4 protein-coding genes are annotated in these 14,732 nt (G+C 43.9%); all 4 read left to right on the forward strand.

Annotation, left to right across the window (positions count from 1 at the left end; genetic code table 11):
- Positions 1 to 13 precede the first annotated feature (13 nt).
- The 4 genes from MUB35_RS31085 to MUB35_RS24875 are packed head-to-tail and all read left to right on the forward strand — an operon-like array spanning position 14 to position 14,732.
- Positions 14 to 8,182, forward strand: a complete 8,169-nt coding sequence (locus MUB35_RS31085) for a DEAD/DEAH box helicase family protein (protein ID WP_331477636.1) — start codon at positions 14 to 16, stop codon at positions 8,180 to 8,182.
- A 54-nt stretch (positions 8,183 to 8,236) separates the two neighbouring features.
- The gene (locus tag MUB35_RS24865) at positions 8,237 to 13,576 is read left to right on the forward strand and encodes a DUF3849 domain-containing protein (RefSeq protein ID WP_244807004.1); all 5,340 of its coding nucleotides are present in this window, start codon (positions 8,237 to 8,239) and stop codon (positions 13,574 to 13,576) included.
- Entirely contained in the window at positions 13,573 to 13,824 is a 252-nt protein-coding gene (locus MUB35_RS24870) for a transposon-transfer assisting family protein (RefSeq protein WP_055056601.1), read from the forward strand. The genes MUB35_RS24865 and MUB35_RS24870 overlap by 4 nt, the downstream gene beginning before the upstream one ends.
- Entirely contained in the window at positions 13,821 to 14,732 is a 912-nt protein-coding gene (locus MUB35_RS24875) for a YodL domain-containing protein (RefSeq protein ID WP_187002775.1), read from the forward strand. The genes MUB35_RS24870 and MUB35_RS24875 overlap by 4 nt, the downstream gene beginning before the upstream one ends.

A 14,732-nucleotide genomic window follows, 5' to 3' on the forward strand; every position in this document is an offset into this window, starting at 1 on the left:
GAGGTAAAGCGATATGTCTAAATTACAGGACATCCGGGATCTGGCACAGGAACATGCTGTATCAGTGAGCGGTTCCCCCAGAGACTGGATGGATTATATGGACACAGCATCAAGGTTATATCGTTATTCTTTTTCAGACCAGCTTCTGATCCATGCACAGCATCCGGAAGCAACGGCCTGTGCATCACTGGAATTATGGAATGAAAAGATGTTCCGATGGGTGAACCGTGGTGCAAGGGGAATCGCCCTGCTTGATGAAACAGGGCAGCATACCAGACTCCGTTATGTGTTTGATATTTCGGATACCCACATGGTAGCCGGGGGCAGAAGCCCGTATCTTTGGCAGATGCAGGAACACCAGAGAGAAGAGATCCTCACCCATCTGGCAGAGGTCTATGCTCTGGAAGAAAAGGATACAGCAACTTTGCAGGATGCATTGATGGCAGTCGCAAGGGAAATGGTCAGTGATAATCTGGAGGAATACCTAGACGGATTGGAATATGCTGTAGAAGGTACTTATCTGGAAGATCTGGATGAGGTGACGATTCGCAGTGATTTCCGTCAGTTGGCAACAGACAGTGTTTACTATCTGCTTTCCAGGCGATGCGGGCTTGATCCGATGGAACTTCTGGAAGAAGAGGACTTCATGCATATCACAGATTATAACCGTCTGTCAGTTCTCACCTTTCTTGGAAATACGGTAAGCCAGCTCAGTGAGAGTATTCTGATTGATATTGGAAAGACCGTACATAAAATTTCTCTGGAAGAAGCGAGAAAAGAGGTTGAAAATTCCAATGAAAGGAATTATAATAACTTTACCACGTTAATGTGTGAAACTAAAAAACGGGATGCAGAAACGAAAAAACAAGAAAATATTGAAAATGAAGGAGGAACCGATTATGGAACTGACATATCATCGCAAGGGAGATTACCTGTTTCCGAATCTGACCGTCGAAGAGGAAGAAGTGACGATCGGGAAATACGGGATGCTGCGGAGGACATTTCTGAAGGAACACAAGAACAGCCTTTATCAGAGCCTGTTCCTGACCGGGAAGCTGAACAGCCATCTGGAACAGATCGAGAAAGCAGCACAGGAGAGAATGGACAGCCAGATGGAGAAATTACTGGAGAAGAATCCGGCACCGGACAAGGAAGCAGATCCGATGGCATGGACAGCACACATGAACGCACTGATGGCAACAGCGGAAGAGAGCATCTTGACGGAATTGGTATACAGTTAGTCGAAGATACAAGAGAAGATGGATTGAGTAAAGCAGAGGAAGAGATCGCCTCTGCTTTATCTTTGCCCGAATATCCAACTGCAGATGAACAAAGGCGGAACATCGAGGAAAGGGCAGCTGCCCTTTATGCAGGAGAAATCCCGATTCCAGAGGAAGTTGTTGATGAAATCTTACGGACAGGAGGAAACCGGAAAGCCAGCCAGCTCCGGATCATCTATAATTTCATGAGCGAACAGACACCGGAGGAATATACGGAGTTTGTAAAGCGTGAATACCGTAAAGGTGGAAAAGGCTTTCAGATTGATGGAAAGGAATATTCAGTCTGGTTTGATGAAACCGGGATGCAGATCGCAGTGGGGCATACGGTTACAGACCATATCTTAGATAAGGCATTTTTATCATGGGAAGATGTCAGCGGACGTATCCATCAGCTTTTAGACCAGGGTGAATATGCACCACAGTCTGTATTGGATGCGGCAAGAAGTAATGCAGTAAAAGAACACGCCCAGGCTCTTGCCTATATGAAAGGGGATATGGCAGAAGGAGTAGCCGAGATTGTTTTTGACGAAGAGGACTTACCACATCTTCGCAGTATCTATCCGGAGATCACAGATTATCTGGAAGAAAAATTGGAAGATTCCCAGTGGCTTTCGGAACTAAATGAAAGACTGGATGCACTGGCAGAAGCCTATGAGGAAAATCATTCCATTATGCGTTTCCATCATTATAATCCTGTAAATATCTCAAAGCAGTTTCAGAAGTTTGCGGATGAGATCATCCCTTATCAGGCAAGGGATGGGTTTGCCAGGAAAGAACATCCGATGTTCATTACACAGGATGAGATTGATGCTTATCTTGCAGGAGGTGGAGCGTATTCACAGGGCAGGCTTAGGACGTATTCCTTTTATCTGCTGCATGAGGATGAAAGAGCGAGGACAGGTTTTATCAAGGAACAGTATGGGATTGGTGGAAGCAGTCATGCACTGTCTGGTGCCGATGATTCACATGCAAACTATGATGGAAAAGGATTGTTTCTTGCAAGAGGTGCTTATGGGAATCCATATACGTCAATTTTATTATCTTGGAATAAAGTTGCAAACAGAGTAGCTTATCTGATCAAGAATGACCAGTTCCTGCAGGCAGAAGATTATGCTCGTATGCCGGAATATGAACGGGAACAGATGGCGAACAAGGTACTCCGCTTTTATGACCGTCTTCCGGAAGAGATGGACAGACCATTTACGGAGGACTTCTTCTGGGAAAAACCAGGAAAAGAAATGGAGGCAGTATTAGAGAATCCAGAGCAGACAGAGGAACTGTTACAGAAGATGGATGCAGCATTGGCAGCTCTTCCATTGGATTTTGAAGCGTATGGGACAAACTATCAGCAGAAAACAGAACTTCTTTCAGAACTCCACCAGTATGTAGAAGGAACCTATACGATATTCCCGACACCGGAAGTAAAACCGTCTTTTGCGGAACCATCCGGGCACCAGATGACCATGTTTGATTTCTTAGATACGAAGGCAGTGACAGAACCGACCGTAGTAGATATGTCAGATGTAGAGGAAATAGAAGAGGAAGAAGTTACTGCTGAAGAATCTATTTCAGAGAGTCAGGAGCAGGAAATAATAGAAACTTCTGAGGGACAGGAACAAAAAGAACCAGAAGAAGAGGTAACAGCTAAAACAGCAGAAGAATTGGCGGAGTCCTGGGATGAAGGTGTTTTTGCGTATCAGGGGTATCATTTTGAAGCAGTAGGGGTATTGCCGGAAGGAATAGAAGGAAAAGATCTGGTTGCACAGACCCGTTCCAATACAGAACTGCATTTATCAACCTACCATACAGAAGATTTCCCAAAGTATTCGTATGATGATTTTTATGCAGTCAGCAATGCACCGACTGCCGATGTATTCCGGTGTCTGGAAACCGGACGCAATTATATTCCCGGAGAAAATGAACTGTTTGGATATGAGGGAGAATTCCAGCCATATTTAAAACCGGAAGTAGAAAAGATTGTAACAGAACCGCATAATTTTCGGATTCAGGATAATGACCTTGGGGCAGGCGGTCCGAAGGCAAAGTATAAGGCAAATATGGAAGCCATCCATTTGTTACAGACTTTGGAGAAAGAAGAACGTCTGGCAACACCCGAAGAACAGGAAATCTTATCCCGTTATGTTGGCTGGGGCGGTATCCCACAGGCATTTGAGGAAAATAACAGCAGCTGGGCGAATGAGTATCTGGAGTTAAAGAATACCTTATCACCAGAAGAATACAGTGCAGCAAGGGCATCGACCTTAAATGCTTTTTATACGTCCCCAACCGTGATCCGAAGTATGTATGAAGCACTGGAAAATATGGGACTGAAACAGGGAAATATTTTGGAACCGTCCTGTGGTGTCGGTAACTTTATGGGAATGATCCCTGAGAGTATGAGCAAAGCCAATATGTATGGTGTGGAACTTGACCCGGTTACGGGCAGGATCGCAAAACAGCTTTACCAGAAAAATAAGATTGCCGTGCAGGGATTTGAGGAAACCAGTTATCCAGACAGCTTTTTCGACTGTGTGATAGGTAATGTTCCATTTGGAGCGTATCAGGTCAGTGACCGAAGATATGACCGGCATCATTTTATGATCCATGATTATTTTATTGCAAAATCCCTTGATCTGATCCGTCCCGGCGGTGTAATGGCTGTGGTAACTTCAAGTGGAACGATGGATAAGCAGAATCCGGCAGTGAGACAGTATATCGCAAACCGGGCAGAACTGCTTGGAGCCATCCGATTACCGAATAATGCGTTCCAGAGAAATGCTAATACCAGTGTTGTTTCTGATATTCTGTTTTTCCAGAAAAGGGACAGGGCATCCATTGAGGAACCGGAATGGTTAAATTTAAAGGAAACACCGGAAGGCTATTCAGTCAATGCTTATTTTGCAGAGCATCCGGAAATGGTGCTTGGTGAGTTTACTACAGAAAGTACCCAGTATGGAAAGCAGGAAGTGACCGTAAAACCAAAAGAAGGAATTACCTTAGAAGAACAATTAAAAGAAGCTGTCCAGAATATCCATGGTACGATCACGGAACTGGAACTTTCGGATACAGAGCTGGAGGAGGATGTTGTCTCTATCCCGGCAGACCCGGAGGTAAAGAATTTTAGTTTTACTGTGGTAGATGATGAAGTTTATTACCGGGAAAACTCTGTGATGAACCGCATGGAGCTTCCGGCAATGACAGCGGAACGTGTCAAAGGGATGGTGAAGATTCGTGATATTACGAATGAACTGATCCAGTGCCAGATGGAAGAGGGAAGCGATGAACAGATCACAAAGCTGCAGGAAAAACTTAATGAAGAATACGATACCTTTACAGCAAAATATGGTCTTCTCAGCAGCAATGCCAATAAGCGGGCATTTAGTCAGGACAGCAGCTATTGTCTTTTGACTTCTCTGGAATTTCTGGATGATAAGGGAGAACTGAAACGGAAGGCAGATATTTTTACCAAGAGAACGATACGCCGGGCAGAAACGGTAACTTCTGTAGATACTGCCAGTGAAGCACTTGCGGTTTCCATTGGTGAGAGGGCAGGCGTTGACCTTTCCTATATGGCACAGCTTTCCGGGAAAACAGAAGAGGAGCTTACCGAAGAACTGGCAGGGGTAATCTTTAAGAACCCGATTAGTGAAAAATGGGAGCCATCGGACGAATATCTTTCTGGAAATGTGAGGGAAAAACTGCAGATCGCCAAACAATTTGCTGGGAATCATCCAGAATATATGGTCAACGTGCAGTATTTAGAGCAGGTACAGCCAAAAGACCTGGATGCGTCAGAGATTGAGGCAAGACTTGGAGCAACCTGGATTTCAGAGAACTATATCACACAGTTCATGGCAGAGACATTCCATACACCAAGATATTATATAGGGAGCAAGGTTAAAGTCCAGTATGCCGAAGTGACCGGACAATGGAATGTTATGGGAAAGAATGTGGACAGCTACGGAAATGCCCTTGTCACTTCCACTTATGGAACACAGAGAGCCAATGCCTACCGTCTTTTAGAAGATGCCTTAAACCTTAGAGATACCAAGATTTATGACACGGTACAGGATGCCGAGGGGGAACACCGGGAATTAAACCGGAAGGAAACAATGCTGGCACAGCAGAAGCAGGAGCTGATCAAAGAGGAATTTAAAGAGTGGATATTTAAAGACCTGCACCGACGGGAAGATCTCTGTAAGATTTATAATGAACGATTTAACAGCATCCGTCCACGGGAATATGATGGAAGCCATATTCAGTTTGTCGGCATGAACCCGGAGATCACCCTGATGCCGCACCAGAAAAACGCAGTGGCTCATGTGCTGTATGGAAATAACACCCTTCTGGCTCATTGCGTAGGAGCAGGGAAGACGTTCCAGATGATCGCAGCCGGTATGGAATCAAAACGGCTGGGACTCTCACAGAAGAATCTTTATGTTGTGCCAAACCATCTGACCGAGCAGTGGGGCAGTGATTTCCTACGTCTCTATCCGGGAGCAAATATCCTGGTGGCAACAAAGAAGGACTTTGAGCCGGCAAACCGAAAACGTTTCTGTTCCCGTATTGCGACAGGAGATTATGATGCCGTGATCATTGGACATACACAGTTTGAGAAAATCCCCCTTTCAAGGGAACGGCAGATTGCCATGCTGGAAGATCAGATCGCAGATATTACGTTTTCCATTGAAGAAGCGGCACATCAGGCAGGACAGAATTATACCATCAAGCAGTTGGAAAAAACAAAGAAGAGTCTGCAGGCGAGGATGAAGAAACTCAATGACCAGACCAGAAAGGATGATGTAGTAACTTTTGAGCAGTTGGGCGTAGACCGGCTGTTTGTGGATGAAAGTCATAGTTTTAAGAACCTTTTTTTGTATACAAAAATGCGGAATGTGGCGGGTATCTCACAGACGGATGCACAGAAAAGTTCGGATATGTTTATGAAATGTCGGTACATGGATGAACTGACCGGCGGCAGAGGGATCACCTTTGCTACAGGTACTCCCGTATCGAACAGTATGACGGAGCTTTACACTATCATGCGTTATCTCCAGTATGACACACTCATGCGTATGGGTATGGGACACTTTGATTCCTGGGCGGCAACGTTCGGGGAGACAGTAACCGCAATCGAATTATCACCGGAAGGAACGGGCTATCGTGCGAAAACACGATTTGCCCGTTTTTTCAATCTTCCGGAGCTGATCTCTATTTTTAAGGAAGCTGCGGATATTCAGACTTCGGATATGCTGAATCTTCCTGTACCGGAAGCAGAGTTTATCAATGAGGTCTTGAAGCCAAGTGAAGAACAGCAGGAAATGGTCAGTGCTTTTTCAGAACGTGCCGAAAGTGTAAGAGGCGGTCTTGTGAATCCGACAGAGGATAACATGCTCAAGATCACCAACGACGGAAGAAAATGTGCATTGGATCAGAGGCTATTAAATGAACTTCTCCCGGATGCCGAAAAAAGCAAGGTCAATACTTGTGTGGAAAATGCTTTTCAGGTATGGGACGAGGGAAAAGCAGACCGGACAACTCAGCTGATCTTCTGTGACTTGTCTACTCCAAAAGGGGATGGGACTTTCAATGTATATGATGATGTCCGGAACAAACTGGCTGCCAGAGGAATCCCGAAAGAAGAGATTGCGTTTATCCATGAATACAACACGGAGGCAAAGAAAGCGGAACTGTTTGCAAAGGTACGGGCCGGGCATGTGAGAATCCTTATGGGTTCCACTCCAAAACTTGGTGCTGGTACCAATGTACAGGACAGGCTCATTGCCCTCCATCACCTTGACTGTCCGTGGAAGCCGTCTGATCTGGAACAGCAGGAAGGACGTATTTTAAGACAGGGAAACCAGAATGACAAAGTAAAGATATTCCGGTATGTGACGGAGAACACTTTTGATGCGTATATGTGGCAGATTTTGGAGAATAAGCAGAAGTTCATCAGTCAGATCATGACCAGTAAATCACCAGTCAGGGCATGTGAAGATGTGGATGATACCGCACTGTCCTATGCAGAGATCAAGGCACTTGCCACAGGCAATCCGTACATTAAAGAAAAAATGGATCTGGATGTGCAGGTGAGTAAGCTGAAACTCTTAAAGGCAAACCACACCAGTCAGATTTACCGTCTGGAATCCGATATTGCAAAGAATTTCCCGGTACAGATCAGTGCATTGAAAGAACGGATTGCCGGGATGCAGATAGATTCCCAGGTAGTAAAAAGCGTGGATTTACAGGATAATGACACATTTGCCATGACGGTAGGAAATGTCCTTTATGAAGATAAGAAAGAAGCAGGCGAAGCGTTGATCGCTGCCTGTGCAGGGCTAAAAACCGTTAGCACCGGCGGAAAGGTCGGGGAATATCATGGGTTTACGTTATCTGCTTCCTACAATATGTTCTCCAATGCATTTGAACTGACGGTCAAAGGAAAATGTTCTTATAAGCTGGAAATCGGAAAAGACCCGGTAGGAAATATGCAGCGTATCCATAACACCCTTTCTTCCATTGACAGGAAGCTGACGGAAAGTGAGCAGAAATTGGAAACCGTACAACAGCAGCTTGCTACTGCACAGGAAGAGGTAAAGAAACCATTCCCGAAAGAAGCAGAGCTGAATGAAAAGATGGAACGGTTATCCGAGTTAAATGCATTGCTGAACATGGATGAAAAGGGTAATGAGACGATTATGGCAGATGAGGATATTGGCAGAGAAGGAAGCAGCACAGATAGCAGGGATACTGCAGAAGAAAAAGAACTTCCGGAAACAGCAGACAGAATCCATAAGCCATCTATTCTGGAACGCTTAAAGCAGGAGAAGGCACAGCAGAATACAGCGGAACAGCCACTTGTACAGAAAGCTGCAAAGAAAAAACACGAACAGGAGTTATAAAAGATTTCCCGTCAGAGTTTTCTCTGGCGGGGACATAAAATGGAGGGTTTGTTTATGGCAAATAATATAGAAAAACAGTTAAAAGAAATATCGGAACGTCTGGAGCAGGGAGTAAAAGAAATCTTTACTTCGGAGAGATATACCGAATATCTGAATACCATGTCCAAGTTCCACAATTACAGTTTTAATAATACGCTGCTGATCACCATGCAGAAACCGGAAGCAACACTGGTGGCAGGGTATCAGGCATGGCAGAAGAAATTTAACCGTCATGTAAAACGTGGGGAAAAAGGAATCCAGATTATTGCACCGACACCAGTAAGAGAAAAACAGGAGATTGAAAGGATTGACCCGGATACACAGGAACCAATCATTGGTGAAGATGGACAACCAGAAACAGAGATTGTGGAAATGATTATCCCAAGATTTCGGGTAGCGACAGTATTTGATGTCAGCCAGACAGAAGGAGAACCGATCGCAGAACTGGAGGTGCCGGAGCTTACCGGGAGTGTACAGTTTTATGACACATTTATGGAAGCATTGCAGAACATTTCTCCTGTGCCAATCCGCATGATGGAAATAGAAGGGGAAGCAAAAGGCTATTATCATCAGACAGAAAAGTATATTGCAATTCAGGAAGATATGAGTAATGTCCAGACCATGAAAACAGGAGTCCATGAGGTGAGCCACGCATTGTTGCATGACCGGGAGGTAATGGATGCGGAAGGAATTTTAAAAGACCGGACAACAAAAGAAGTAGAAGCAGAAAGTATTGCTTACATAGTCTGCAACCATTTTGGTCTGGATACTTCAGAATATTCGTTTACCTATATCGCCAGCTGGTGCGAGAGCAGGGATATGAAGGCGTTGAAAGCATCTATGGATACCATCCGAAAAACATCTTCAGAAGTTATTGAGAATATCGAGACACAGATGCACGAGTTGGAAATGGAAAGACCAATCCGGGATACCTTCCATAAGGAAGATTTGATCCTGCATCTTTCGGGCAGCATGGGTTCCGAGTTTATTTATGATCTGATCGAAAATATGAGCAGGGAACAGTTAGAACAGAATGTGGAAGAATACGTCAGCCTTCTGGAAAGTGGTGAGATAGAGGAGAATGAGAAACCTCTGGAAAGTTTTCTGGAAGAAAAAGGTGCTGCCGTCACACCACTGTATGACAGCAGTAGGCACGGAGAGAACTATCCGATTGATTTTTATGATGTGGAGTATGATGCTGACACAGGAGTTACTTCTTTTTCTGACCTTTCTCCGAAAGAGCAGGCAGAGATGATCGTGCAAAAAGCAGAGTTTCCGAGACATATTTTTTCAGAAGAAGAAAAGGCATTTGTAAGTGAATATGCAGAAACCTTTCCCGGACAGGTGGAGAGACTGAATGACCTGGTATGGGACATGAGAGAATCTTATGATGAAGCCGGTTCAAAACTGGTGTATGAAGTGATCCAGGCAGCAAGGGCGAACTTTCCAGTGAAGGAACCAGAAATTGAAGAAGAAACAACAATGCAGTATGCCCACCGTCTGATTGAAACGGCAGAAGCTGCCAATACGGGAAACTTCACAGATTCCCAGAGAAATCTTATTGTGAATTTTGCATATAAGATGGATGACAAAGACGAAGTGCTTGGACTGGTGAACCGTATGATGACTGCAATCCGCAGACCGGGAAGTGAATATACGAGAAGCCTTATGAATGAAACACAGGCACAGATTGACAATTTTCCAGATGGCATGATCGGTTTTACAGAAATGCACGAAGCAGGAATCCGACTGGAACACATGTATCCTCTTGAAAAAAACAGGGCAGTAGAATTGTATCGTGAGGGTGCGGAAGTTTTTCTTTTACATGGAAATCCAGACAATCCAGAGCAGGCAGGACAGATTCTTGCAGAAACAGAAAATGCAATCCTGGGACATGACGGTATTTTTGGTATTACGGAAGCAGAATGGAAAGTACATAAAGAAAGAGAAGCAGCTGCCGCCAGACAGGAAAAACTGGAACAGGACAGTGCGGAAAAGATTGATGAGACACTTCTTCTGCATGGAGAAAGCAGAAGGTTTGCCATTTATCAGATGGATAGTGGAGATGAGCATACTTATCAGTTTATGGGAATAGAATCCGCAAAGAGTCTGGGCTATACCATTGACGGAAAGGATTACCGGATGGTTTATGCAGCACCGTGGATGCCAACGATCACGTTAGACAATATATTTGAACGCTTTAACATTGACCGACCGGAAGATTTCCGTGGTCATTCCTTATCGGTAAGTGATGTGATCGTGATAAACAGGGGTGCAGAGATTACAGCCTATTATGTAGATTCTTTTGGATTTCAGGAACTTCCAGAGTTTGTCCAGCAGAGAATGAACATGCTGGAACATAATTCCGTCAGGGCATATCCGCCAGTTTATAAAGGAACATTGGAACAGGCAATGGGAGAACGGGATGTGGATGCTTATCTGGATTCCAGAAAGTTAAACCTGGACTGTAAGAAAGCAATCGAAGAAGCCATCCGGGAGAATTTTGACGGGCTGCACTTAAAGCAGGATGCGGCAAAAGAAGTCGTGGAACGCTTCGGGGAAGAACGTATGAATTTTGTTATGGCAAATACCATCCGTGAACTTTCCCATGATGGAAGATTTTCCAGACAGAACAAAGACTGGGCGGAGCATATCGAAGTCCCGGAAAATGTCAGCCGGGGCAGAAATCTGAACCTGGATTATGTGATCGAAAGCCACCCGGCAGTTTTAGATGGGTTTATTGACATGGCAAGAGCTGAGATCCGGATGCAGAGGATAGAACAGGCGATAGGAGAAAATGAAGTGACGATCACGGCAGAGACAAGAGGATATGAAGCAGAAGGACATAATGGGACATGGCATACGGTTGATGAAAAGGAATATGCGGGGGAGAAGTTTTTCTTAATGGAACATGATGAATTTGGCGCCAACGTGGCGGGCATTATCGTAGCAGAAAATGGACAGCTTGTAGCGGAGGACTTATGGAATGGGTTTGATGCAGGAGCGTTAGAAGCTGTATCGGAATATTTGCAGGAAAATGGAACAACACTTTATGACTTGTCAGAATTCCCGAAAGATTCTGTTGTAACCCTGCGGAGTGGACAGACACTTACAATCAAAGAAATACAGGCAGTACAGAAAGACACCTGGGAAGAAACGATGGCAGGAAAAAATGAATCTGGAACGGATGTCCGGTTTAATTTCCATGCAGTCAGTGAGGTGCAGCTGCCAGAAGGCATAAAGTTGAAAATGCCAGAGATTCATTACGTTGATAATTTTTATGTGATGGAAGATGTAAATGCAGAGGGTTTAGTAAAAGTAAACCGGTATAAATCACTGGATGAAGCGATGCATAAATATTTACGCCTGCCAAATCATCAGGAAAAAGTGCTTGGTATCCAGAATACGGAAACAATGCAGGAAAGCATGGATTTTATCCGATGTGAAAACGGAATAGATCAGCTGACCCATGCATATAAACAGATCGGAGGGTGGCTGAATCCGGAAATATATGAAGCGGTAAATATAATGGAAAATATGCTGGACTGGAATGAGGTACAGATTGCATATCAGATTGGAAAACAATACTTTACAATCCAGACTGCAGAAGATGGCTATGATTATACATTTTACAATGAAGATTATCAGGAGGATGATGGAGGAATCTATGACAATCCGACAATTTATGTAGATGAAGCTGCCAGTGATATTTTGGAAGATAAAGGGTACTCATTGGAAGACGCAAAAGTAGTGGATTATGAAGAATTGATGGCAGATGTGGAAGAAGTTCAGGAAGAACAGATGCAGCGGATACAATTAGAAAAAAACTGCCCGGCAAGTATTTTTGAAGGATTTCACAGGGAAAAAGCACTGCAAACCTATGAAGGAATCGCAATGCAGTTTACCGAGAGCAAAGGGTATCTGAGCATACAGGCAACAGAAGAAGGATATTCCTTTATTTTTTATGACTCTGATTTGCATGAAATCCAGAGTGGTGATTACGATAATCCAGACGCATCCATTCAGAAAGCTACTTATGAAATCCTGAAAAGTGAAAGAATGGATGATATGGAATGTGTTAAAGTGGACTATAAAGAATTTGAGGCAATGACCATCCAACATTCAAAGGATTTACTACAGGCAGGTGAGCTTCGTGCGACTTCTGAGATTGGAAGAGATGAAGTAGCATTAAATGGTCTTAGCAGGGCAGAAGTGGAACAGGGTGTCTTGTATCATGCACAGGGTATTCTGGAAGAAATGGGATTAGAAAACGAAGTAGAGCTACTTGCAGCAAGGGTGCATGGTTCCAGAAGTAGAGAGGAACTTTACAGAGATGATTCTGACCTTGATGTGGTGCTTTCTTATCGTGGCAATATCCGGGAGGACAGTTTCTTCAATGAATTAAATGCTCATGGTATAGCAATGGCAGGTATTAAGGTGGACATCAATCCTATTGCTGAAGAAAGAATCACTTTGGCAGAATATATGAAGGAAGCAGATGCTTACCTTGATCAGCAGGAAATCAAAAAGCTGGCGGCTGATTTAGATAATTTCAGCTATGAATATGACTCTTACGAATATAAAGATACCGTTGAGAATAGGGAAGAACAGGTGGAGAAAATTACAGAGGACATTTTGAATAAGAAAACAGAGTGTTTAAAGGACTGGCTCGTTGAAGTATCGGAAGAATCTGATATAGACAGTGATGTGATAACTGCCCGGTCATTACTTTCCCGTCTGGAAAATGCAGAAACCCTTTCTATCTTTACCAGACAGCCTGAGCAGGAACAGCCAGAAGCTACGATCAGTTTCTATGTAGCAGAGTGCATGGAGTTCCCGGTCATGGGTGAGTACCATAATAATCTTACTCTGGAAGAAGCGATTAAGATTTATGAAAGTATTCCGGCAGATCGACTACATGGAGGCAAAGGGATTGGTTTTGACCTGCAGGACGGGGATAAGGATTATTCCGGGGAATATGAACTGATGTGTTGGGATAGAGTGGACAGGGAACTGATAGATATGATTCCTCATTATAAGGAAAGCCCATTGGTACAGAAAGCAATTAACGATATGGAAAAGTATCTGAATGAGAAACATGGAAAAGTGCAGGAAGCAGAACAGACCGTGGAAGTGAAACAGGAAGTTTCAGAAACACCAGTCAAGAAAGAATCCGTATCAGTAGAACCGAACCGGGAACAAAACAAAGAGCCTGCAAAGGGTGAAAAAGGGGAACTGAAAAAATCTGTGCTGCAGTCGTTAAAAGAGTTTCAGGCAAGGGCAAAAGCACAGGAGCAGAAAAATAAAGAAGCAGAAAAACCTAAAGCACATAAGAAGGGGGATGTAGAATTATGATGGATCTGGCAATGAACTTTGATACAGACGAATGTTTAGTAACGGCAATGTTTGATAAAGGAAACAGAAATGACACGATGGAAGCCATCGACAATATCATTCCATTTCTGAAAGGGGATGCGGATATGATCGGGCTGGTCTGCAATACCATAAGAAAGTTGTTCTGCATGAGTGACGAAGGCTATGAGATTTTTCTTATGGATCTGGAAGATTATAAAGCGGAACTGGAAGAGGAGGACGAGGAATGAGTACAAGTCAGTGTGCAGTATATCAGGTAAAAGAAACACCAGAGTACCGGGATGTTCGTTTCCGTTCCTATGAAAAGCTGAGAAGCGAAGGAAAGAGCGTCAGCATTGAGAACTATCAGCAGGTGTACATTGGAAGAATCCAGCCGGGGGAAACTCCGGCGGATATAAAAATACGCCTGCAGAAACAACGACCGAAGAACTTCAAAGGTCATTCCATCGGATGCAGCGATGTTCTGGTTATCACAGATGAGGGAAAAACCACAGCTTACTATATTAATAAAGACGGATTCATCATTGTTCCAGAATTTCTCACAATCAAAAATTCCTCTGATACCAGACTTTCCATTGATACAACGGGATATGAAATCGAAGGAAAGAAAGGTACATGGCTTGCTCAGGATTATATTTTGATGAATGAGAAAAAATGGTTTCTGATGGAACATGAAGAGTATGGGACAAGAGCCGCCTATGTGATTCTCAGTGAAGATGGGGCAGTAGTTATGAATGACTGTTACAATGGCTTTGACGAAGAAGCAAGACGGAACATCCAGAACTTTATGCAACAGCAGATAGCAAAAGAACAGGAACAGCAAAGGCAACAGCAGATGCAACCGAATCAGACACAGCAGTTACCAGAGCAGCAGAAAAAGAAACCAGAGCTGGCAAACTGGCAGAAGGTCATGGACAACGGAGAGTATCTTCGTAGTGCAGAGATGGCAGAAGAAGCCAACTACAATATGATTGATGGACTGATGAACAATACTCCAAAGAAAAAAAATAAAAATGCTCCCCGGAGATCTGTGCTGAAACGGCTTCGTAAACATCAGCAAAAGATAGCCAATCAAGGCAAAGGACAGCCGCAGCAACAAAGAGCAGTGGAAGAGGAGATGGAGAGGAAGAAGAAGTAA

The sequence above is a fragment of the Blautia sp. NSJ-175 genome (assembly GCF_022867815.1).
Classification (GTDB): Bacteria; Bacillota; Clostridia; order Lachnospirales; family Lachnospiraceae; genus Blautia; species Blautia celeris.